17 protein-coding genes are annotated in these 22,665 nt (G+C 71.3%); 9 read left to right on the top strand and 8 right to left on the bottom strand.

The genetic code is table 11. The features are described 5' to 3' along the window. Positions 1-43: 43 nt before the first annotated feature. Both VGS97_RS25080 and VGS97_RS25075 read right to left on the bottom strand, forming a co-directional pair. Positions 44-613 (bottom strand): EF-hand domain-containing protein, encoded by a 570-nt coding sequence (locus VGS97_RS25080; protein ID WP_326856110.1) that lies wholly within the window; start codon positions 611-613, stop codon positions 44-46. A 158-nt stretch (positions 614-771) separates the two neighbouring features. After that, positions 772-2,406 (bottom strand): acyl-CoA dehydrogenase family protein, encoded by a 1,635-nt coding sequence (locus tag VGS97_RS25075; protein ID WP_326856109.1) that lies wholly within the window; start codon positions 2,404-2,406, stop codon positions 772-774. A gap of 303 nt (positions 2,407-2,709) precedes the next feature. Here VGS97_RS25075 and VGS97_RS25070 point away from each other — a divergent pair, with 303 nt between their 5' ends. Genes VGS97_RS25070 through VGS97_RS25055 form a run of 4 tightly spaced genes read left to right on the top strand, consistent with a single transcriptional unit; the run spans position 2,710 to position 5,835 of the window. Then, positions 2,710-3,066, top strand: a complete 357-nt coding sequence (locus VGS97_RS25070; RefSeq protein WP_326856108.1) for a DUF6317 family protein — start codon at positions 2,710-2,712, stop codon at positions 3,064-3,066. Further along, a complete protein-coding gene (locus tag VGS97_RS25065; RefSeq protein ID WP_326856107.1) occupies positions 3,063-4,445 on the top strand; it encodes a hypothetical protein in 1,383 nt (460 codons plus the stop codon). The genes VGS97_RS25070 and VGS97_RS25065 overlap by 4 nt, the downstream gene beginning before the upstream one ends. Continuing rightward, positions 4,442-5,209 carry a hypothetical protein gene (locus VGS97_RS25060; protein ID WP_326856106.1) on the top strand — a complete coding sequence of 256 codons (768 nt, stop codon included), beginning with the start codon at positions 4,442-4,444 and terminating at the stop codon, positions 5,207-5,209. The genes VGS97_RS25065 and VGS97_RS25060 overlap by 4 nt, the downstream gene beginning before the upstream one ends. Then, on the top strand, positions 5,206-5,835 hold the full coding sequence (locus VGS97_RS25055) for a hypothetical protein (protein WP_326856105.1): 630 nt from the start codon (positions 5,206-5,208) through the stop codon (positions 5,833-5,835). The genes VGS97_RS25060 and VGS97_RS25055 overlap by 4 nt, the downstream gene beginning before the upstream one ends. Before the next feature lie 326 nt (positions 5,836-6,161). On the opposite strand, the gene VGS97_RS25050 is transcribed toward VGS97_RS25055, so the two are convergent. From VGS97_RS25050 to VGS97_RS25040, 3 genes are all read right to left on the bottom strand, one after another. Beyond that, complete coding sequence (locus VGS97_RS25050) at positions 6,162-6,791, bottom strand: hypothetical protein (RefSeq protein ID WP_326856104.1); 630 nt, start codon at positions 6,789-6,791, stop codon at positions 6,162-6,164. A gap of 48 nt (positions 6,792-6,839) precedes the next feature. After that, positions 6,840-7,304, bottom strand: a complete 465-nt coding sequence (arfB, locus tag VGS97_RS25045; RefSeq protein ID WP_326856103.1) for an alternative ribosome rescue aminoacyl-tRNA hydrolase ArfB — start codon at positions 7,302-7,304, stop codon at positions 6,840-6,842. A gap of 128 nt (positions 7,305-7,432) precedes the next feature. Next, complete coding sequence (locus VGS97_RS25040) at positions 7,433-8,155, bottom strand: helix-turn-helix domain-containing protein (RefSeq protein ID WP_326856102.1); 723 nt, start codon at positions 8,153-8,155, stop codon at positions 7,433-7,435. 113 nt (positions 8,156-8,268) lie between these two features. On the opposite strand from VGS97_RS25040, the gene VGS97_RS25035 reads away from it, so the two are divergent. Beyond that, the gene (locus VGS97_RS25035) at positions 8,269-9,846 is read left to right on the top strand and encodes an MFS transporter (protein ID WP_326856101.1); all 1,578 of its coding nucleotides are present in this window, start codon (positions 8,269-8,271) and stop codon (positions 9,844-9,846) included. A 225-nt stretch (positions 9,847-10,071) separates the two neighbouring features. Here VGS97_RS25035 and VGS97_RS25030 read toward each other — a convergent pair whose 3' ends face one another. From VGS97_RS25030 to VGS97_RS25020, 3 genes are all read right to left on the bottom strand, one after another. Further along, positions 10,072-13,167 (bottom strand): hypothetical protein, encoded by a 3,096-nt coding sequence (locus tag VGS97_RS25030; protein WP_326856100.1) that lies wholly within the window; start codon positions 13,165-13,167, stop codon positions 10,072-10,074. After that, positions 13,164-15,878 carry a hypothetical protein gene (locus tag VGS97_RS25025; protein WP_326856099.1) on the bottom strand — a complete coding sequence of 905 codons (2,715 nt, stop codon included), beginning with the start codon at positions 15,876-15,878 and terminating at the stop codon, positions 13,164-13,166. The genes VGS97_RS25030 and VGS97_RS25025 overlap by 4 nt, the downstream gene beginning before the upstream one ends. 362 nt (positions 15,879-16,240) lie before the next feature. Continuing rightward, on the bottom strand, positions 16,241-17,089 hold the full coding sequence (locus tag VGS97_RS25020; RefSeq protein WP_349262254.1) for a putative protein N(5)-glutamine methyltransferase: 849 nt from the start codon (positions 17,087-17,089) through the stop codon (positions 16,241-16,243). A 400-nt stretch (positions 17,090-17,489) separates the two neighbouring features. Between VGS97_RS25020 and VGS97_RS25015 the strand changes: the two genes are divergently transcribed. The 4 genes from VGS97_RS25015 to araA are packed head-to-tail and all read left to right on the top strand — an operon-like array spanning position 17,490 to position 22,569. Beyond that, a complete protein-coding gene (locus tag VGS97_RS25015; RefSeq protein ID WP_326856097.1) occupies positions 17,490-18,530 on the top strand; it encodes a LacI family DNA-binding transcriptional regulator in 1,041 nt (346 codons plus the stop codon). Between the two features lie 40 nt (positions 18,531-18,570). Continuing rightward, positions 18,571-20,307: a ribulokinase gene (gene araB, locus VGS97_RS25010; RefSeq protein WP_326856096.1), complete on the top strand. Its 1,737-nt coding sequence runs from the start codon at positions 18,571-18,573 to the stop codon at positions 20,305-20,307. Continuing rightward, positions 20,300-21,031 (top strand): L-ribulose-5-phosphate 4-epimerase, encoded by a 732-nt coding sequence (locus tag VGS97_RS25005; protein ID WP_326856095.1) that lies wholly within the window; start codon positions 20,300-20,302, stop codon positions 21,029-21,031. Before araB ends, VGS97_RS25005 begins: the two co-directional genes overlap by 8 nt. After that, positions 21,028-22,569, top strand: a complete 1,542-nt coding sequence (araA, locus tag VGS97_RS25000) for an L-arabinose isomerase (RefSeq protein ID WP_326856094.1) — start codon at positions 21,028-21,030, stop codon at positions 22,567-22,569. Before VGS97_RS25005 ends, araA begins: the two co-directional genes overlap by 4 nt. Positions 22,570-22,665 lie beyond the last annotated feature (96 nt).

The following is a 22,665-nucleotide window of genomic DNA, read 5'->3' as shown; positions in this document are numbered from 1 at the left end:
CCAAGACCTTCAGCACACTCCATACTCCTAGCGCCTTGGCACACTAGTGCGAGGCGGCAACGACCGGTAGCGGGCCGAAGATCCGGTTGCCCGGCGCTTCCGGGTCGTCGCTGGTGTAGAACTCCTTGAGCGCCTGCTGTACCTCGTCGAGGTCGAGCACGCCGTCGCCGTTGCGGTCCAACGCCCGGAAGGCCTGCTCGGCGTCGTCCGCGCAGACGCCGTACGCGTTGGCCCAGTTCGCCAGTTCCTCGACCTCAAGCGTGCCGCTGTCGTCCTCGTCGATGAGGTCGAAGATGGTCTGCGCGACCGGCCGGATGACCCGGTCGTAGCCGCGCTCCGGCTCGACGATGCTCTCCGCGCAGGACTGGACGAACTGCTCGCGGGTGATCCGGCCGCTCCCGTCCGGGTCCGTCTTCCGGCTGAGCGCGGCCCACAACCGCAGGTAGATCACGTGGATCCGTTCGTGCTGTGGCGAGCCCCCGGCGAAGTCGAAGGCCTCGCAGACGTGCGCGGCGGCCAGATCGTAGTCGGCCGCGGTGATGAAGCCGTCGCCGTCGGCGTCGAGCAGTTCGAACCGCCGGTCCAGCTTGGACTTCTGAACGTCGGTGAGCATGGTGCACTGACTCCTCGCTCTGGCTGGTCGGCGCGGAACGAACCGTTCGGCCCGTCCCGCGCCTCGCCCTCCAGTCATCCGGTTGCGCGCCGCCGCCGCATCCCCGCACAGCCAGACGAGTGACCGGTGAGCGTCCGTCAGAGGGAGTCGACGCGCCGTCAGCCGAGGCGCGGCTGGGCGCGCTGGAGGATCGCCTTCGTATCCGTCCCGGCCGGAAGAGTGCCGAAGGTATGGCCACCGTCTCCGGCCAGCCGAGTGGCGCAGTACGCGTCCGCGACCGGCGCGGGTGCGTACCGGATCAGCAGCGAGGCCTGGAGCACGACGGCGAGCCGTTCGACCAGGCGGCGGGCCCGGAACTCGGCGTCGTCGAGGTCTGCCAGGCCGCGCCGCAGCTCGCCGAACGCCGCGTCGAAGCGCGGGTCGCCGCCGAGCGCCGTGCCCGCCTCGGCCAGGAACGCCTCGGCGGACTCCGGCTCACGGACCAGCGCGCGCAGCACGTCCAGCGCGTTGACGTTCCCCGAGCCCTCCCAGATCGAGTTGACCGGGGCCTCGCGCAGCAGCCTCGGCATGCCGGACTCCTCGACGTAGCCGTTGCCGCCGAGGCATTCCAGCGCCTCGGCCGCGACGCCGATCGCCCGCTTGGTCACCCAGTACTTGCCGACCGCGACGGCCAGCCGGCGCAGCGCCCGCTCTGCCGGCTCGTCGGAGTCGAAGGCCGCGGCCAGCCGGATGCCGAGCGCGGTCGCCGCCTGCGACTCGACCGCGAGGTCGGACAGCACGTTGCGCATCAGCGGCTTGTCGATCAGGGCCGAGCCGAAGGCGTGCCGGTACGTGGCGTGGTGCGCGGCCTCGGTGACCGCGCGGCGCATGATGGCCGCGGAGCCGAGCACGCAGTCCAGGCGGGTCATCGAGACCATCTCGATGATGGTCGGCACGCCGCGGCCCTCGGGCCCGAGCCGCCGCGCCCAGGCGCCGTCGAACTCGATCTCGCTCGACGCGTTCGAACGGTTGCCGAGCTTGTCCTTGAGCCGTTGCAGCGCCAGCCGGTTGCGGGCGCCGTCCGGCAGCACGCGCGGCACCACGAAACAGGTCAGGCCGCCCGGCGCCTGCGCGAGCACGAGGAACAGGTCGCTCATCGGCGCGGAGCAGAACCACTTGTGCCCGGTCAGCAGGTACTCGCCGTCGGCGTCGAGCGGCGTCGCGGCGGTGGTGTTCGCGCGCACATCGGAGCCGCCCTGCTTCTCGGTCATCGCCATCCCGCACAGCAGCCCGGCCTTCGCGGCCGCCGGCCGCAGCCCGAAGTCGTAGATCAGCGACTTGAGCCCCGGCTCCCAGATCGCCGCGACTCCGGGGTCGGCGCGCAGCGCGGCGACACTCGCGTACGTCATCGAGACCGGACAGCCGTGCCCTGATTCGGCGGTACTCCACACCATGAACCCGGCGGCGCGCGTCACGTGCGCGGCCGGTCCGCCCGCCCACGCCGCGCCGGCCAGACCGTGCGAGACCGCCGCCTCCATCAGGTGGTGCCAGGCCGGATGGAACTCGACCTCGTCGATGCGGTTGCCGTAGCGGTCGTGCGTACGCAGCACCGGCGCGTTTACGTTCGCCTGCTCCGCCCAATGCAGCGTACGGTGCGATCCGGCAAGACGGCCGAGTGCGGCCAGGCCGTCCAGCGACGCGCGGCTTCCGTGCCGTTCGACCGCTTCCACCAGCGCATCGTCAGTGCTGAACACGTCGTAGTCCTGGAGTGGGGGCGCCTGGTTCGCCGCGATGCGGGCGTCGTTGACCGTCATGTGGTCAGTGTTACCCGTGAGTGCGCCTGCGTACAGCGCGCATACCGTGCTTGATCAGCTCTTCGAACTCGGCCGGGGCTTTGTGTGCGGCTGTACGGCTGTAGGCTCGTCCGTCGCTAGGCGTCGGCCACTCCCGCGCCGCGGCCCCGGCCAAGTTCGAAGAGCTGCGTCGCTACGGATCCACAGGCAGATAATCCGATCCTGCGGCTGACGGTTCCGCAGCGTCCTGTCTAGGGTCTAAGGTCTTCGTGAGCTTCCCAGGCAAGCGGGGAGTTCGCACGGACAATCCGGGGAGGCACGACGGTGGGGAGCTTTTTCCAGGTCGATCTCGACGTGTTGCAGCGCATGACGAAGACGCTGTCCGACGCGGGCGACCAGATGGAGGCCGCGCTCAAGTCGATGAGCTCGGCGCAGTCGGGGCAGATCGGCGACGGCGCGCTCAACGGCGCGGCCGACGACTTCCAGCACACCTGGCAGTACGGTCTCGGCCAGTTACACCAGATGATCAAGGAGACGAACGAGGGCGTCAGCAAGGCGCACGACGCGTACAAGCAGTGCGACGACGCCGTCGGTCAGGCGATGCAACAGATCAACGGTCAGGCGATGGGGCAGATCGACTCGATGGTGAGCGCGGCGACCGTGCACGGAGCGGCCAAGTGAACGCTCTGGCCGAAGACACCACGACCTACCCGAACCTCGGCTTCAACCCGGTCCCCGGGGTGCCCGCGAACGTCGAGTCGATGAGCGCCGCAGTGCAGCAGGCCGTCGATTCGATGCAGGAGTCCGGGTCGCTGCTGGACCAGATGCGCGACTCGACCAGCGGCGTGTGGCAGGGCGACGCGGGGAACGCGTTCCGCGAGCACTTCAACGGCAAGCTCGCCACCGACCTGCAGAACGCGCACACGTCGCTGAACACCGCCGTCGGAGTGCTCAAGAACTGGCACGGCGACCTGCTCGGCTTCAAGGACACCGCCGCGAAGCTCGACCAGGAGGCCGCCGACGCCAAGCAGGCCGTGCAGCGCGCCGACCAGCAGTTGCAGCAGGCGCAGAGCAACCCGGACCTGCAACTGGCCGGGCAGTTCTTCAACACGCAGCAGGCTTTGCAGCAGGCGCAGTCGCGAATAGACGCGGCCGAGTCCGTCGTGCGCGACGCGGGCAACGCGGCGCAGAACGCGCACGACGAACTGGCGTCCGTGATGAAGCGCGCCGAGGAGCTGGCCGCACAGCACGAGACGATGGCACGCAAGTACGCGCAGCAGCTTGAGCAGGCGACCAAGGGGCTCGCGCCGCACAAGCCCGGCTTCTTCAGCAGCATGTTCAGCGACTTCACCCATGCTCTGGGCGCCGTCGGCAACTGGGTGAAGAACCACATCGACGTCATCCACTCGGTGCTGTCCACGATCTCGGCCGTGGCCGGGCTGATCGCACTGTGCACACCGCCGCCGATCGACGCGGTCGCGGGCGCCGTGGCGATCGTCGCCGGAGTCGGCGCGCTGGCCTGCGACCTGGCCAACCCGAAGGTGCGCGACGCCGTGGGCGGCCTGCTGACCGGCCATTTCACCATGGCCAACCTGAAAAACGCCTCGACGATGGGCCTGGACGCGCTCAGCCTGATCCCCGGCGGGAAGCTCGTCGGCTCGGCGTTCAAGGAGGGCGACGTCGCGCTCGGCGTCGCGGCGAAGGTCGCCTCGGACGGCACGGTGCTCAAGGCCGGCGTGGACGCGGTGGACACCATACCGACGCTGGCCGCGAAGATCCCCGGGCTCTCCAGCCTCGGCGGGGACGCCACGACCGCGTTCGCCGACGCCGCGGACAGCGCCGGCAACGTCATGAAGACCGGGTCGAACCTGGCGCACAGCCTGAGCATTCCGGTCAAGCTCGGCGTGGGCGCGGCGAACAAGGTGTTCCACTTCGCCGACGTCGCCACGGTCGACGGCGCGAAGACCTTCGCGCAGGTGGCGGGCAACGCGCAGCTCGGCTGGCAGGCGAAGTCGGTGGTGACCAGCCTGTACGGCGACATCAAGCAGGCGGTTTCGTGAACGGATTCGCCGGTATCCTGCGCGACCCCGCGGACCCGTCCGCGGCCGGACCCGCCGCCGTGGACGCGGGCGGCGAGGACCGCCTCGACTTCTGGATCGAGCTGCCCCGCGGCTACTTCCCGCTGCCGCTGGACGACATCGACACGACGCTGGCCGCCGCCGAGGCCAACCTGCTTGAGCTGGCCCCCGAGGGCCGGCGGCCGCTGGTCTCCGCAGTGGTCGACACCTTCGCGGCGCTGCTCGAACAGCTTCAGGAACGCAACACGGCGTATTGCGGCCTCGGCTGGCACACCGCCGAGGACGGCGCTGTCGTCCCCTCCAGCCTGGTGATCTCGCTCCAGCAGTTCCCGGAGCGCCGAAACCCGCGCCTGGTGCTCAGGGACCTGGTGCAGATCCGGGCCGAGGCGGGCGAGCACGGCCAGGTGGATCTGGTCGACCTGAAACCGGGCCCGGCGCTGTTCTTCGAGAGCGTGCTGACCCTGCCGCGTCCGCGCATCCCCGGGCGGGCCGAGGAAGCCGCCGATACGACCGCAACCGAGCCGAACGCCGACGTCTACCAGTTGCAGGCGCTGGTCCCGAGCCCGGACGGCACGAAACTCGCCGCGATCGACTTCACCACCCCCGACATCCCGCACGGCCCGCGCTTCCGAGCCATGATGGTGCTCATGGCCGACTCGGTGTCCTTCACCGCTGCGGCAGGCGCCCAGGACGCGGGGAACACGGCCCGGTCGATCGGCCGGATCCTTGGAGGACTCGCCCCGTGACCGGCACGCTCCCGCCGTGGTCGCCGCTCAACGACCCGCAGCTGTCCGCCCGGATCCAGGCGGGTCTCCAGGACTCGCGGGAGGGCGCACGGCGCGACGCCCAACGCGACCTGTACTTCCTGGAGCGCTACGCCTGGCAGGAGTACCCGGTCAAGTGCGGCCGCTGGCGGCGCATCGACGACCCCGGCGCGCTGACCTCGGGCACGAACATGTCCGGGCCGTGGACCAAGAAGACCTGGACCGCCGATTTCGGCTGGCTGCTGCTGATCGATCCGGCCGGCAACCGGCCGATCGCCGCGCACAAGGTCGACTGGCCGACGCAGCAGCAGGGCAATCGGATGGTCAGCCCGGTCGGCGCGCAGACCAGAAGCATCTGGCTGGCCGGCGACCCCCGGGTCGGCGGCATGTTCTCGCCGGTGGGCGACGGACACACCGCCGCTTTCGGGAACCGGGCCGACAAGAACGGCCTGCGTCGCTGGGAGGGCCCCCAGCACTTCGAGCAGTCGGCCGCCGCGGTCGCTGCGGAGCCGTACCGCGAGCCGGGCGGCGGCGACCTCGGCCCGTGGCTCGCCGACCAGCCGCAGGCCCCGCCGGACCCGAAACGCTTCGGCGCCACGCGCGGCTGATTGGGCCGCTTGCTCTCCCTCAGCTCAGCACGGCGCAGAGAACGCAGGCACTCGATGACGTCCCGCCACGTGGTGTAGTCGATCTCGCCTGGGGTCAACCCATCGTGTCCCGCTGACCGGGGACATGTGTTTCCCGGCCGAGAACGTCGCAAGCTGATACGCCGACCGGGCACCGGAAGGTGCATTGCCTGCGGCCTATGCCTATGCCTATGCCTACAACTGTGAGCTGCGGCCTGCGGCTACGAGCTGTGCATTCTCCATATCTCGGCTGCATCACTCGGCAGGGCACGACCAGACATTACTGTGATTACTGCAATATGGGCCTGTCATCCCTGCGCCAGCTCGCGGACCACCGGCTCAAGCAGCGCCTCATAACCGGCGCGATAATCGCTCAACGCGCGACTGATCAGCACGTGGTCACGGCGCACCCGTCCGCCCCACAGGCCGCTCACCGGCAGAATGCTGATCACCAGGTCGAACGGCTCGGCGGGGCGGCCGAGTTCCGCCTCCACATCCCGGACGATCCGGCCGAGCCCACCGGCGAGGCCGAGCGCCGACGGCTGCGGAGAGCTTCGGCGCCTCTCAAGATTCCGATGCTTGTCCGCCGTGAACCACGCGTCGGCGGCAGGCAGGCCGTTCCCGATCAGCGCACGCAGATCAGCGTCGAGCGCCGGGTCGGGGTCGGTCACCAACGGAGGCACACCGCGGAACTCGGGATGGCGATTCAGCAGCGACTCCCACCATTCGCTCCACGCCGCCGCGGCGCGCTCGGTGGCGTATGGCGCGAGCCGGGCGTCCAAGTCGACGGCGGGTTCGAGCAGCGGCACCGTGACGTCCGGGCCGCTACTCGCGATAGGAGTGTCGAGTCCAGCGGCGTCGCGTACGTGCAGTGCGACGACCAATGCGCGCGGCGTGTCAATGGACGCCTGCCAGCTTGCCGTTCCAGCGGACCTCACACGCCGAGCGTAAGACGCCCGCGGCTTGCAGGGCGGGTGAACCCGGGCCTATTCCGGCGGCAATCGTCGCAGACGTTTGATCTGCGAGCGGCGCGTCTTGTCATCCAGCCGGCGGGCGACCGCCGCCTTCGACGGCTTGGTCGCGCGCCGCGCCCGCCGCGGCGGGGCGACGGCTTCGGCGAGCACTGCGGCGAGCCGTTCCCTGGCCGCCTGCCGGTTGCGCAGCTGCGAGCGGTATTCGGCGGCCGCGATCGTGATCCGGCCGTTGGTCAGCCGCGCGCTCAGTCGGGCCAGCGCGCGGGACTTGAGTTCAGGCGGCAGCACGTCCGACCCGGCGAGGTCGAAGGTCAGCTCGACCCGGCTGTCGGTCGTGTTCACGCCCTGACCGCCGGGCCCCGACGAACGGGAGAATCGCCAGGCCAGCTCGTGGGCCGGGATGACCAGCGACGGGGTGATCCGCAGCGGGCCAGAGGCGAGGTCCTCGTCCGAGGGCATGGCGGCGGCCGACGACATGGCAGGACCTCCTTCCGGCCGGATCGTGCAGTCTCCCCGGATCGTGTCGTCTCCGGTCGGCGCAGTCTATGGCGAACGGCGATCATCGGCGAGCGAATAGCCGGTCGCCGGAACGAGAGGCCGCTGCGTCAGACCTCTGAGCTCAAGACCTTCGGGCCGCGCTTCTCAGGCGTCGATGTGGGCGTCGTCCAGCGCAGCCGCGGCCATGCGTGCATCGCCTCGTGCATGTCGTCGTCGTCGAGCTCCGGCTCCGGCAGCCGCGTCGGGTGGTCGCGGCGGGCGCTGATGCCGTCCAGGAGCATCGTCAGATAACGGCGCCACACCTCCGGGCGCACGTCCCGGCCGAACTCGACCGTCATCGCGATCATCATCAGCAGCGCAGGCACGTCGGCGGCCCGGAAGTCGGCGCGCAGCCCGCCCTGGCGCTGCGCCCGTTCGACCGCCTGCTCCAGCATCGGCTTGATCCGGTCGCGCAGCTGGGCTACCCGGTCGCGGCCGTAGGCCTCCGACAGCATGATGTCGCGCAGCCCGCGGTCCGCCGCCTGGATCTCGGCCAACTCGGTCACCAGGTTGACCATGCCCGCCCAGGCGTCCGGATTCTCCAGCGACCGCTCGGCGGCGGCGACGACCCGGCCGAAGCCCTCCTCGAACAGCGCGTCGACCAGCGCCTCCTTGTTCGGGAACCGCCGGTAGACGGTCCCGACGCCGAGCCCGGCCTGCCGGGCGACGTCGTCGAGGGTCGCCTCCAGGCCGCGCTCGGCGAACACCTCGCGCGCGGCGGCCATGATCCGCAGCCGGTTGAGTTCTGCGTCCCGGCGCAGCGGGCGCGGGACGGCGGCGGGCGTGTCCATGGTGTGGCAGTCTACCTCCCGGGCCAGGCAAGTGGAGGAGAGTCCTCCACTTCTATGGTACGCTTCCGGAGAAGAAGCGGAGAACAATCCTCCAGATATTGGAGCGGCAGATCATGCCAGAGACCGAGACCATGAACACGGGCGAAATCCCGCGTCCGGCTCCCGCCGGGACGCGACAACTCCAGGACACCCGCCCGCACCGCGACGACGCACGCGACGCCGCGCCGGGCCACGCGGCGCACGACGACCCACACCACGCCCGCCGCTGGCTGATCCTCGCCGTGATCGGCATAGCCCAGCTGATGATCGTGCTCGACGCGACCATCGTGAACATCGCGCTGCCGGACGCGCAGAAGGCGCTCGGCTTCTCCAACGCCGACCGGCAGTGGATCGTGACCGCGTACTCGCTCGCCTTCGGCGGGCTGCTGCTGTTCGGCGGGCGGCTGGCCGACCTGATCGGCCGGCGCAACACCTTCCTGATCGGCCTCGTCATGTTCGCGGCGGCCTGCGCGCTCGGCGGCGCCGCGCCGAACTTCGACGTCCTGGTCGCGGCCCGCGCGCTCCAGGGCGCCGCCGGGGCGCTGCTGGCCCCCGCCGCGCTGTCGCTGCTGACCACCACGTTCACCGACGCGCGCGAGCGCGCCACCGCCTTCGCGGTGTTCGGCGGCATCGCCGGATCGGGCGCCGCGATCGGCCTGCTGCTCGGCGGCCTGCTGACCGAGTACCTGGACTGGCGCTGGACGCTGTTCGTGAACGTCGGCTTCACCGTCTTCGCCCTGGCCGGCGCGATCCTGCTGCTGCACACCCGCCGCCCCGAGCACCGCCCGAAGCTGGACCTGTTCGGCACGGCGACCGTCTCCGGCGCGCTGTTCGGCCTCGTGTACGGGTTCTCCAACGCCTCCACGCACGGCTGGCATTCGCCGTCGACCTGGGGCTACCTGGTCGCGGCCGGAGTGCTGCTGATCACGTTCACCTGGTGGCAGAGCCGCGCCTCGCACCCCCTGCTGCCGCTGCGCATCGTGCTGGACCGGGACCGCGGCGGTTCGCTCGCCGCGGTGTTCATCACCGGCGCGGGCATGTTCGGGGTCTTCCTCTTCCTGACGTACTACCTCCAGACGATGCTCGGCTACTCGCCGGTCAGGACCGGCCTGGCGTTCCTGCCGATGATCGGCGTGCTGATGATCGCCGCCACCATGGCCACGACGCGGCTGCTGCCGCGGGTCGGCGGCCGCCCGCTGGTCGGCTTCGGCATGGTGATGGCGGCGGGCGCGATGGCCTGGCTGACCGGGATCGGCGTCACGACCAGCTACCCGGCGCACATCCTCGGCCCGCTGCTGCTGATGGGCATCGGCCTCGGCCTGGTCATGGCCCCGGCGATGAACACCGCGACGCTCGGCGTGGACCCGGACGACGCCGGAGTCGCCTCGGCCATGGTCAACACGATGCAGCAGATCGGCGGCTCGATCGGCACCGCGCTGCTCAACACGCTGGCCGCGTCCGCCGCGTCGGCGTACCTGGTCGGCAAGCGGCCCACACCGGACGTGCTCGCCCAAGCGCAGCTACACAGCTACACGACGACGTTCTGGTGGTCGGCCGGCATCTTCGCCGCCGGAGCGATCATCTGCGGGCTGCTGCTGCGGCCCGGAGTGCGCGCCGCCGACCCGAACGCCGCGCCCGCAGTGCACATGTAGAGCAAGTAGAGCAATGTGCGCATGCAGCGCCTCCGGTACGGCGCCGGAGCAGAGCCAGGGGCGTTTGAGCTACGGCGTTTGAGCTATGGCGGTCGTGCCACCTGTCGCGCACGCTCACCACGTTGTCAGATCGCTCCCGGACAACCAGTCCGGGAGCGATCCTGCGCCTTGCGATCGCACGCGCTGCGCGCCACGCCCTGACCCAATCCCATACCTCAAACGCCCCTAGTTCGACCCCTGACCCGCCTGGTCCCTCGCACGGTCCGCGAAGTAAGCGGCGTTCTCGCGGGCCGTGCGCGCGTACTCCGGGAAGCCCCAGCGCTCGCAGCCTGCTGCGAAGGCTTCCTGCCACTGCGCGGCGGCGCCCGGATGTCCGCCGACTGCCGCGATGGACAGCGTCAGGGGTTTGAGCGCGGACTCCAGCGCCGCGACGAACTCGTCACGCGCGTCACCCTCGCGCGGATCGTCGAGCATCGCCCACAGCTCCCGGGCCCCGGCCTCCGCCACCTGCTGCGTGAGCGGCAGCAGTTCTGCCGCGTCGGCCTCGGGAAGCGTCCCGGTTTCGATGCGTTCCATCACGTGCTTGAAGCCGAGTGCGTGGGCCTCGGCAACGAGAAAGTCCCGGTATCGGGCGCCGTCCGCGTCGTCGGCCTCGCGCACGTGCGCGATCGCGTCCTCAAGGCACTGAAGCGTGGCCCTGATATCGATGGGCGCGAGCAGACGCGCGGCCGACTCCAACGCGACGATCGTGAGCTGCCGCTCGCCGGCGCGGCGCCCCTCCTGCGCGCACGCGCGGTACGTCTCGATCGCGGCTTCGACATCGCCGTCCTGCTCGGCTGATTCGGCCAGTTGGTGCAGCAGCCAAGCCCGCGCGTTCGCGTAGTCGTCGGGGACGACGGCGAGTACCGAGCGCAGTACGCGCACCGCGTCACGCGCGCGGCCCAGTACGCAGAGGCTGATCGAGCAGTGCAGGGTGCTCAGTTGAATCAGCTGCCTGCACGACTCGTCGTCCCAGCGTCCGATGATCTCGGCGAGCGCCGGCTGGTAGAAGGACACTGCTTCCGCATGCCGCTGTGCGCGGTGATGGACCTCACCCATCAGCAGCCTGCCTCGGGTCGCGCCGACCGCGTCGGCCCCGGCGAGCATCCGTGCCGCGCTCGCCGCCGCCGACGCCACCTCGTCATCGTGACCGCCCAGCACGCTCAGCGACTCGGCGAGCAGCAGCGCGGTCGGGCCGAGCAGGTCCTCGGCGACCGGCGGGCTGTTCAGCGCGGCCGCCCGGCGCGCGCAGCGCTCGGCGTCTTCGGGCCGACCGGCGACGAGGAAGGCCTGGCCGCGCCGCAACTGCGCCTCAGCGGCGGACCAGGGCTGGAAGACGCTCGTGTAGAGCTCGACGACGCCGCCGAGCCGTTCGACCAGCGCGTCGTTGTAACGAGCCGCCTCGTCGTGATCGCCTTCGCGGGCGAACATTCGGGCAATGGCCGCGGTCACCTCGGCCCAGGCGCGCAGCGCCGCCGCGTACTGCGGCGCCGCGCCGTGCGCGTCAGCCAGTTCCCGGAAGGCTCGCATCTCCCGCGATCCCGTCTCCGAGATCAGCCTGCTGACCTGTTCGTCGGGCCCCGGTTCGGCGTCCACGGCCCGCCGCCACCGGTCGAGGTGCTGGTAGAGCCCGTAGAGGCGCACCGTCACCAGCTGCTCGGCACTGACCCGCCCGGCCTCGAACTCGGCCTGCGTCGCTGCCCACGCCGCAGCCTGCGCCGCCATGCCCGCGTCGTCGTCACCGGTCAGGTACAGCTGGTGCGCGGCCATCGCGTGGCAACGCAGCGCGTCACCCCCTCGTCCGAGCGCCGCGTAACGCCCGGCGGCGAACTCAAAGCTCTGATGAGCCGCACGGTGGTCGGCGCTGTGGTCGGCGCGGTGGTCGGCGGCGTGATCAGCACGATGATCGGCACGCCGCGCCAGCGCGGCGGCGCGGCTCTGCGCGACTTCGGCCTCGATGTCGTCGCTCGACCCGCCCCCGCACGCCGCGGCGCGCTCCCACACCGCACTGCTGTGTGGGTGTTGCAGGAAGCTGAGATATCGGGCGCGGGCCGCCAGCGCGTCCACGCGCTGCATCCCGGACGGCAGCGAGGGCGCGGCCGCGCCGTCGGCGCCCGGGTGGCTCTCCCACGGCGCCGCGATCGGTGCCCATCCGGACTCGGGATCCTCGTCGGAGGGCGCCGGGAGCACGTCGTGCGGCAGCTTCGCGGCGCGCCAGCTCTCCAGGGTCTCGGCGAACTCGGCGGCGCCGGTCGCATGGTCCTGATGCGCTGCGTAGTCGGCCAGGACCGTGTCGAGTCCGGCGTACAGCGCCGAGGCCGTGACGACCCGCCGCGCGGAGCGGGTCACCGGCAGGTCCCCGTGGCCCTCGTTGATCAGGAGCTTGAGGAAGAGCAGGAAACCGCCGTGCACCCGCCAGAATTCGCCGACCGTGTGCCGGTCTTCGGGCAGCCAGTCGATGTGGTCGTGCAGGATCTCCAGCCCGCGCACCACGTCGCGGACGCGGCCGGCGAACAGCATGTGCAGTTCGAGCTGCCTGGGCAGGTCCCGGCGCCGGCGGATCATCGGATAGCCGAGCCGGTGGTGCCGCCCGGCCTCGTCGAGCCGCTCCAGGTTGAGCAGGTCGATCATCACCTCGCCGTGCGCGATGGCGACGTGTTGCTCCTGGCAGCTGGGGACGCCGGCGATGATGGCGAGCCAGAACTCGACCGCACGGGGCAGGTCGTCCAGCTCCTCGTACCAGTAGGCTGCGGTAGCCAGGTCACAGGCGTCGCAGGACGCTCCCTCGTCGGCCTCCTCGGCGAGCAGGGCCTTGATGCGCTCGGTGGCCTGCCCGGTCTGCCCGCGCCGCCGGTGGATCCGGTATCGGCTGCGATGCACCTCGCGCAGGCTGTAGCCGCCCGCGCGGTAGAAGGCCTCCATGTCGTCCATGAGCCGGTCCACGTCGGCGGCAGGTACCCGCGCATCCTCACCAAGCACGTCCACGACGTGCTTGAAGTGCTCGCGGAACCGGAAGCGCAACGTGTCGTCGAAGGCGTCGGGCCGGGTCTGCCAGATCCGCCAGGCGTGCCCGAAGGCGACCACCATGCCCTGGTTCTCGCCATGCCGCTGCCAGTCGTCGGCGAGACCGAGCAGCGCGGCCGCGAGGGTGGCCGGGTCCCCACACTCCTCGGCGCGAGCGACCAGTTCCTCGCGGCGCTCGGCACGCTCAAGGCCGTAGGGCAACTCGTCGGCGGCCGCGAGGGCGGCCCGGATCCCGGCGACGTCCGTGGTCGCGCTCATCCCGCCGCCCTCTGCGGCGGCACCCTGACCACGGAACCGTCCGCGCTTACGCGGTACCGTCTGAGCCCTTCCATCACGGACATCGCCGTCTTCAGCCGTGCGGGCAACTGGTCCGCCTCCGCCCCGCCGTCGGCGTCACCGGCTTCGACCAGCCGCCGCAGGCCATTGATCGCGCCGGTGATCTCCTGCTGCGCCTGCCCGATCAGCAGCGCGCTCCCGTCACGCGGCAACCGCCCCTCATCGGCGAGATCGAGCACCATCCGCGCCCGCTGGAGGTGCGTCTCGGCCAGCTCCAGCCTTATCAGCCGTCGAAGCTGCGCGTTCCCGCCTGGCCCGCCCGGCACGCCGCCGCCGTCGGTCGCGGCCAGCAACCCGACCAGCTCGCCGCCCGCGCGGTCCATCAGCGCGAGCGCCGTGTCCATGTCCTCCCCGGCCAGCAGCCAGGACGCGGATCGCAGACACCTGACGCGCGCCGGCGGCTCGCCGACCAGGTGCCACAGGTCCGCCGCGCGCTGGAACGCCGCCGCCGCGTCGCGGGGCCGGCCCGAGCGCTGAAGCGCGGCAGCCGCGTCGGCGGCCATCGTCGCGTGCGGGATCTGATTCGGCCAGTCCTTGACCCGCTCGGCGCTGTCGAGCAACAGCTCGGCGGCCCGGCGCGGATCACCCGACGCCATCAGGCTACTGCCGTAGGCCCGCACCGCCTGGGCGATCAACCACTTCCACTCGTCCTCGTCCCAGCGCGCCTCAAGCGTGTGCAGGGCAGGCTCGAAGAGCGCGGCCGCCTCGTCGTGGCGCCCGTCGGCGGCCAGCGCCTCGGCCGCGCGCAACTGCGCACGCGCCTCGTCGGCCGCCGCTCCCTCCTGACGCGCGAACGCCGCCGCGGCGGCCAGCGCCGGAGCAACGGCCTCCCCCGCGCGCCCGCCCTGAAACCAGATCGCTTCGGCGAGCATCATCGCGGCCGGGCCGCGCAGAGCGGGGTCGACGTTGTGCTCGACGGCCGCGCGGGCGTACCGCTCGGCGGCGGCGAAATCGCCCCGCGCGCGTTCGAGCCGGCCGAGATCGAGCTCAGCCGTCGTCGTGGACCACGGAGCGCCGCCGTCGAGGTAGAGCTCCACCGCCTGCCGGAAGCGCTCCTCGGCCGCCTCGACCTCGCCGCAGCCGAGATGCACGTCGGCGGCCATCGCGGCGGCAGCCGCACCGTGCAGGCTCAGCTCGAAACGACGGCACTCCTCGATCACCTCGACCAGTTCGTCCAGCGCCTCGCGCGCCGCCGCGGCGACGATCGCCGGCTTCTGCACCGAGAAGGCGGACGCCGCCGACACCCATGCGTCAAACCGCTGATAACCGCCGCCGGTGCGCACGGCCATGTACTCGCGCGGCGTGATCTCGCGGCCGGCCAGCGCGTCGGCCGCGGCCAGCCGGAGCGCGAACTGCTCGCTCGCCGCCTCGTCCGTCCGGCCACCGCGGAACAGCGCGAGCGCCGCGCGACTGGCCGCCCGCAACGACGGACCGGGCTTGCCGATGATGCGGTACCGGTCGGCGATCTGCATCAGGCGCGCATATCGGCCGGCCACGGCTTCGGGTCCGTCGTGCGGCGTCGCGTCGCGCTCCGCGAGCAGCAGCTGCTCGTCGAGCTCGATCTGCGCGTCCTCGGCCAACTGCCGATCGCTCGCGGCGCAGGCGGCCTGCACGTGCCGCCACGCATCCAGCGCGCCGGGATGCCACACGAGTGTCAGCCGTCTGGCCTCCGCGAGCAGCTCTTCCACCGGCCTCGCCTTCGCACGCACCGGCGCGGGCTCACGCGGCGCGGGGCGCGGCAACGTGGTGTGCGCACTGAGCGGCAGAGAGCTGAGAAATGGCTGCCTGCTGCGGCGCTGCATGAGCCGCCGGCTGAAGGCGGTGGTGCCGTTGCGCTCGTCGAAACGCGCGGCGAGGCCGGACAGTTCCTCGCCGACCTCTTCGCGCAGCTCGCCGAGCGGCCGCAACGCACCGCCGGCGAGAGCACCGTCGGCCGCGCCGCCCACGACGGCGAACGGCATGTCCTCGAAGCCTGACTCGCAGAGGATGCGCAGCAGCACCTCGACGCCGCCGAGGAACTCGGCGCGGCGCTGCGTGCCGGAGCGGTCGGCGAGCCAGTGCCCGTGTTCGGCCAGCAGTTCGAGACCACGCGCGTTGTTTCCGGTGAGCGCGCAGAACTCGATGTGCTCGCCGACGGCGGCGCTCATCGACGGTTTGAGTCTGCTGATCCGGTGGCCGGCCACGTGGTTCGCGCGGGCCTGGTCCGCACGGCCGGCCCTGACCAGCGGGATGAGCGACCGGCCGAGTGCGCGATGCGGCTCGGCGCCGCAGAACAGCGCCCCGGTGAAGAGCGCATCCCAGGCCTCGAAGGCGCGTCCGTCGTCACCGCACTGCGCGTACCAGTCCCCGATCAAGCCGCGTTCGCAGGCCACGCATCCGCTCGACAGGTCCCGCCGCGCCTCGGTCCAGAGGTCGAACTCCCGCTGCGCAGCCGCGAGGTCGCCCAGGTGCCGCGCCACCTGATGACGGGCCAGATGCAGTGGCCGCGGGCTGTCGCCGAGGCCGCGGGCTCGGCGCTCGACGTCGTCGACCTCGGCGAGGATGCGGTCGAGCGGGACGCTCGGGTCGTCGAGCAGCGCATCGAGCCCGAAGCCATGGGACGAAGCGACACGGAGCGCGGTGTTACTGGACACAGTGTTATTGGGCACAGCCCTGTTGGCTGGAGCGCCGTTGGACGGAGCGCCGTTGGACACAGCGCCTTCGGACATCGTGCGACCGAATGCCGCGTCATCGACCAATTTTTCGCCGAACACTGTGCCGTCAACCGCTGCATCTTCGACCACTGCGCCATTGCCATTGCACGCGGTGCCGCCGACGCCTGCGCCGTCAAACACCGTGCCGTCAAACATCTTGCCGCCGAGAGCAGTGCCGTCGACCGCCGTCACCGCCGTGCGCCTCCCGAACCGTGCTGTTCTCTCGCCCGGCAACCTATCGCACTCACTCGGTGCACTGTTACCGGCACCATCCGTATGCCGAGACTTCCGGATCCGTTGACTCAGACCTCAGGACTAGTTGCGACGACGGCCGTCGCGTCCAGTTCCTCGCACTCGGCGACCTGCGGAATCAGGCCGCTGCGGCTCAGGATCCGCGTCGCCTGCGGCGCCTGCCGCTCGCTGGTCTCGATCAGCAGACTGCCGCCCGGCGCCAGCCAGAGCGGCGCCTGCGCCGCCGCGCGGCGCAGCATGTCGAGGCCGTCCGCGCCACCGTCGAGCGCCACGCGCGGCTCGTGTTCGCGCGCCTCCGGCGGCAGCAGCGCGATGTCCCCGGTGGGCACGTACGGCAGATTTGCTATGAGGATATTGATACATCCGCGCAGCTCGCCCGGCAGCGCCTCGTACAGATCGCCCTGGTAGACGCGACCGCCGAACAGGGCCAGGTTCCGCCGGGCACAGGCGACCGCCACGGGATCGATGTCGGCGGCGTGCAGTTCGACCCGTTCCACGCCCACCGCCACGGCGAGCGCCATGCCCAAAGCCCCCGAGCCACAGCAGAGATCGACGACCAGAATCGGCGGCTTCGGCGCGTCCCCGGCCGCGTCGCCGCGGTCCGCGGCGGCATGCCCGGGAACCAGTTTGGCGGCCTCGCGCACGAGCAGTTCGGTGCGACGACGTGGCACGAACACGCCAGGCTCCACGGCGATGCGCAAGTCGGCGAACTGGGCCCAGCCCAATACGTACTCCAGCGGTTGTCCGAGGACCCGCCGCCGCACCATCCGCGCCAGTTCCGGCTCGGAGCGCGCTTCGGCGATCAGCAGCCGCGCCTCGTCCTGCGCGAAAACGCAGCCGGCCGCGCGCAGCTCGCCGGCGATGGCGGAAAAGCTCAACGAAGCAGAATGTACATGCATGGAAATCAACGCCTTCCGGTTTCCAACCGAGGGCGCCTTCGCTCAGCGGTGCACGAGTCCTGCACGGCTGCGAGACGAGAACGCCCCGCCTGACCCAGCGGTAATCGGTCTCACCTCCCGGACTCGAGTGCTTCACGGCCGAGACCAGACGTTACCGCAGACGCGCGCCTTCCACCTGGATTTTCCGCCTCGCACGCGCGCCGCGCCGCCTCGCGCACCCTTGACCGCACGGAATGTTTGCGCTAACAATTCTCCCACGGCAGCCGCACGGCCCACCCGGCGGCCACGGCGAGCGGCCCGATCGTCCGGGCGATTCCATCACCCGAGCGCTACGGTTCAACACGGTGAACGTTTCATCAACGCGGGTACGCGCCGACAGCGGAGGGAGGCCGAGCAGGACATGCCAGTCATCGACGGCGATCGCGCACCGGTGATGGCCGACGTCGCCCGCATCGCCGGCGTCTCCCACCAGACCGTGTCGCGCGTGCTCAACGGCCATCCCAACGTCCGCCCGGCGACCCGGGACCGGGTGCTCGCGGCCATCCGCGAGCTGGGGTACCGGCCGAACGCGGCCGCCCGCACGCTGGTCACCCGGCGCACGAACACGCTCGGCGTGATCAGCTTCAACACGACGCTCTACGGCCCCGCCTCCATGCTCTACGGCATCGAGCAGGCCGCCAAGCAGCACGACTACTTCGTCACCGTCGCCGCGCTGGCCACGCTCGACCGGCGCTCCGTGCTCGACGCGGTCGAGCGGCTGCGCGATCAGGCCGTCGAGGGAATCATCGTCATCGCCCCGCAGACCACGGCGGTCGGCGCGCTGGCCAGCGTGCCGTCCGACGTGCCGCTCGTCGCGGTCGGCTGCGGCACGGGCACCCACGTCTCGCTCGCCTCGGTCGCGGTCGACAACGAGGCAGGCGCCGAGCGCGCCACCTCCTACCTGCTCGACCTCGGCCACCGCACCGTGCACCACCTGGCCGGACCCGCCTCCTGGCTCGACGCGCAGGAGCGCGAGATCGGCTGGCGGCGCGCCCTGGAGGCCCGGGCGGCGACCGTGCCCGCCCCGCTGACCGGCGGCGACTGGTCCTCGCGCACCGGCTTCGAGCTCGGCCGACGGATCGCCGACGACCCGCGGATCACCGCCGTGTTCTGCGCCAACGACCACATGGCCCTCGGCCTGCTGCGCGCGTTGCAGCAGGCCGGACGCCGGATCCCCGAGGACCTGAGCATCATCGGGTTCGACGACATCCCGGAGGCCGAGTACTTCGGGCCGCCGCTGACCACCGTGCGCCAGGACTTCGACGAGCTCGGCCGCCGGGCACTGCGCGCGCTGATCGAGCTGATCGACGCCGACCAGCGCGGCGTGCCGGCGGCCGTCCCGCGCGTCTCCATCGAGCCGGGTCTGGTGGTCCGCGCGTCGGCCACCCGCCCGGCCGGCTGACCGGCGATCCCGAGAGAGGTTGTTCTGACAGTGGTTTGCCATGGTTGTTAACGCTCACAACGACAGTGGCGCCGTCGACGGACACGTCGGCGCCGACCGCCGCTACGTGGTCGGGGTGGACTACGGCACGCTGTCCGGGCGGGCCCTGGTGGTCCGGGTCGCGGACGGCGCCGAGCTGGGCACCGCAGTGCACGAATATGCGCACGGCGTGCTCGACGACGTGCTGCCGGGCGGCGGCGCGCTGCCGCCCGACTGGGCCCTCCAGCACCCCGACGACTACCGCGAAGTGCTGCGTCACGCCGTGCCCGCCGCCGTCGCGGACGCGGGGATCGATCCGGCGCAGGTCATCGGGATCGGCATCGACTTCACCGCGTGCACCGTGCTGCCGACGATGGCCGACGGGACGCCGCTGTGCGAGCTCGACGAGTTCCGCGCGCGACCGCATGCTTACGTCAAGCTATGGAAGCACCATGCCGCGCAGCCGCAGGCGGACCGCATCAATGCCCTGGCGCATAAGCGCAACGAGCCGTGGATCGCCCGCTACGGCGGCCGGATCTCCTCCGAGTGGGAGTATGCCAAGGGCCTGCAACTGCTGGAGGAGGACCCCGAGATCTACGCGCGCACCGAGCGCTGGATCGAGGCGGCGGACTGGATCACCTGGCAGCTGTGCGGCGTCGAGACCCGCAACGCCTGCACCGCCGGGTACAAGGGCATCCTCCAGGACGGCGCGCGCCCCTCGGCCGCGTTCCTGACCGCGCTCGCCCCCGGTTTCGGCGACTTCACCGCGAAGCTGGACCTGGCTCCCGGCGTGCCGGGGGTCTCTCCGCTCGGCGGCTACGCCGGGCCGCTCACCGCGCAGGCCGCCGCCTGGACCGGGCTGCCGGAAGGCATCGCGGTGTGCGTCGGGAACGTGGACGCGCACGTGACCGCCCCGGCCGCGCGGGCCATCGAGCCGGGCCAGATGGTCGCGATCATGGGGACGTCCACCTGCCACGTGATGAACGGCGAGCGGCTGGCCGAGGTCCCCGGCATGTGCGGGGTCGTACGGGGCGGCATCGTCTCAGGGCTCTGGGGATACGAGGCCGGGCAGAGCGGCGTCGGCGACATCTTCGCCTGGTTCACCGAGCAGGCCATGCCCGCGTATGTGCGAGCCGAGGCCGTCACGCGCGGGATCCCGGTGCACGACGTGCTCGCCGAGCAGGCCGCGGCGCACCCGGTGGGGGCGCACGGGCTGATCGCGCTGGACTGGCACAGCGGCAACCGGTCGGTGCTCGTCGACCACCACCTCTCCGGGGTGATCATCGGCCTGACGCTGAGCACGAAGCCGCACGAGATCTACCGCGCGCTGCTGGAAGCCACCGCGTTCGGCACCCGGGTCATCATCGACGCGTTCGAGGAGAACGGCGTCCCGGTCACCGAGCTCGTGATCGCCGGCGGGCTGATGAAGAACAGCTTCCTGATGCAGTTGTACGCCGACATCACCCGCAGGCCGCTCAGCCTGATCGGGTCGTCGCAGGGCCCTGCGCTCGGCTCCGCGATCCACGCGGCCGTGGCCGCCGGGGCGTACCCGGACGTGCCCGCTGCGGCGCAGGCCATGGGGAAGATCGAACGCGCCGTGTACACCCCGGATGCGCGGCGGGCAGCCGCCTACGACGCCCTATACGCGGAGTACCTGCGGCTGCACGACTACTTCGGCCGGGGCGCGAACGAGGTCCTGCACCGGCTGCACGCGATCCGGCTCGCCGCGCGCGACGAGAACGGGGCCGCAGATGAATGACTCAGCGCACATAGACGCAGAGCACATCGACTCAGCACTGCGCGCGGCGATCGACCGCCTGCGCGACGAGGTCTGTCGGCTGCACGAACTGCTGCCGCGCAACGGCCTGGTGGCGTGGACCGCCGGAAACGTCTCGGCGCGGGTGCCGGGCGCGGACCTGATGGTGATCAAGCCGAGCGGCGTGGACTACGAGAATCTGACGCCTGAGTCGATGGTGCTGTGCGACCTGTCCGGCAACGTCGTCGAGGGCGGATTCAGCCCCTCAAGCGACACCGGCTCGCACGCCTACGTCTACCGGCACCGCCCCGACGTCGGCGGCGTGGTCCACACGCACTCGACCTACGCGACCGCCTGGTCCGCGCGCGGCGAGGCGATACCGTGCGTGATCACCGCGATGGCCGACGAGTTCGGCGGCGAGATCCCGGTCGGCCCGTTCGCGCTGATCGGCGACGAGGCGATCGGCAAGGGCATCGTCGAGACCCTGGCCGCGCACCGCTCCCCCGCAGTACTGATGCGCAACCACGGCGTCTTCACCATCGGCAGGGACGCGCGCGCCGCGGTCAAGGCCGCGGTGATGGCCGAGGACGTGGCGCGCACCGTGCACCTGGCCCGTGCCTACGGCGAGCCGATCCCCATCCCCAGCGCCGACATCGACGCGCTGCACCACCGATACACCCACGTGTACGGGCAACAGCCCCCTGCGGACGGAGCCGAGGAACGATGACGTCACTGGACGCCGCCCCCGACGCCGAATACGAGGTCTGGTTCCTCACCGGGAGCCAGGGCCTCTACGGCGAGGACACCCTGCGTCAGGTCGCCGAGCAGTCGCGGCAGATCGCCGAGACGCTCTCGGGCGCGCTGCGCGGACTCGACGGCCGGCCGCCGGCCCCCGTGAAGATCGTGTGGCTGCGCGTGCTCACCGACGCGGACGCGATCCGCCGGGTGTGCCTGGAGGCGAACGGCGCGGACCGCTGCGTCGGCCTGATCGCCTGGATGCACACCTTCTCCCCGGCCAAGATGTGGATCTCAGGGCTCGATGCCCTGGACAAGCCGCTGCTGCACCTGCACACGCAGGCCAACGTGGCGCTGCCGTGGGACACGATCGACATGGACTTCATGAACCTGAACCAGGCCGCGCACGGCGACCGCGAGTTCGGGTTCGTACAGACGCGGCTCGGCGTGCCGCGCAAGACGGTGGCCGGGCACGTGAGCGACCCCTCGGTCGCCAAGCGGATCGCCACGTGGACGCGCGCCGCGACCGGCCTCGCGCAGCTTCGCACCCTGAAGCTGGCCCGCTTCGGCGACAACATGCGGGACGTCGCGGTGACCGAGGGGGACAAGGTCGAGGCGCAGCTGCGCTTCGGCGCCTCGGTGAACACCTACGGCGTCAACGACCTGGTCGCCGTCGTCGACTCGGTCGCCGACGCGCGGATCGGCGCCCTGGTCAAGGAGTACGAGGACAGCTACCACGTCGCCGCCGAACTGCGCGTCGGCGGTGAGCGGCACGCGTCGCTGCGTTACGCCGCGCGGATCGAACTGGGCCTGCGCGACTTCTTGACCGGCGGCGGCTTCCACGCCTTCACCACGAACTTCGAAGACCTCGGGGGGCTGCGCCAGCTGCCCGGCCTGGCCGTGCAGCGGCTGATGGCCGACGGCTACGGCTTCGGCGGCGAGGGCGACTGGAAGACCTCGCTGCTGGTGCGCGCGGTCAAGGCGATGTCGGCGGGGCTGCCCGGCGGCACGTCGTTCATGGAGGACTACACCTACCACCTGGAGCCGGGCCGCGAGCTGATCCTCGGGGCGCACATGCTGGAGGTCTGCTCCTCCATCGCCGCGGCCACCCCCTCCTGCGAGATCCACCCGCTGGGCATCGGCGGCCGTGAGGACCCGGTGCGCCTGGTCTTCGACGCGCGTCCCGGGCCCGCGGTGGTCGTCGGCCTGGCGGACCTGGGCGACCGGTTCCGCCTCGTCGCCAACGAGATAGACGTCGTGCCGCCGCTCGAACCGCTGCCGCGCCTGCCGGTGGCCCGCGCGGTGTGGACGCCCCGGCCGAGCCTGCGCACCTCCGCGGAGGCCTGGCTGACCGCGGGCGGCCCGCACCACACGGTGCTCTCGGCGGCCGTCGGCACCGAGGAGCTGCACGATCTGGCCGAGATGCTCGGCGTCGAACTGCTCGTCATCGACGCCGACACCACGCTGCGCCAGTTCACCAAGGAGCTGCGCTGGAACCAGGCGTACCACCGCCTGGCCCGCGGGCTCTGACCCCCGGACTTGCTAGCCGAAGTCCCGACCCCACCCACACCGACCGCAACATCCGCACCACTGGTGTTCGCATTCTGTTAGCGCTCACACGCTGAC

This window comes from Actinocrinis sp., from assembly GCF_035946395.1.
Taxonomy (GTDB): Bacteria; Actinomycetota; Actinomycetes; order Streptomycetales; family Catenulisporaceae; genus Actinocrinis.
Note: the sequence above shows the minus strand (reverse complement) of the source record. Positions and strands in the feature narration are given on the sequence as shown.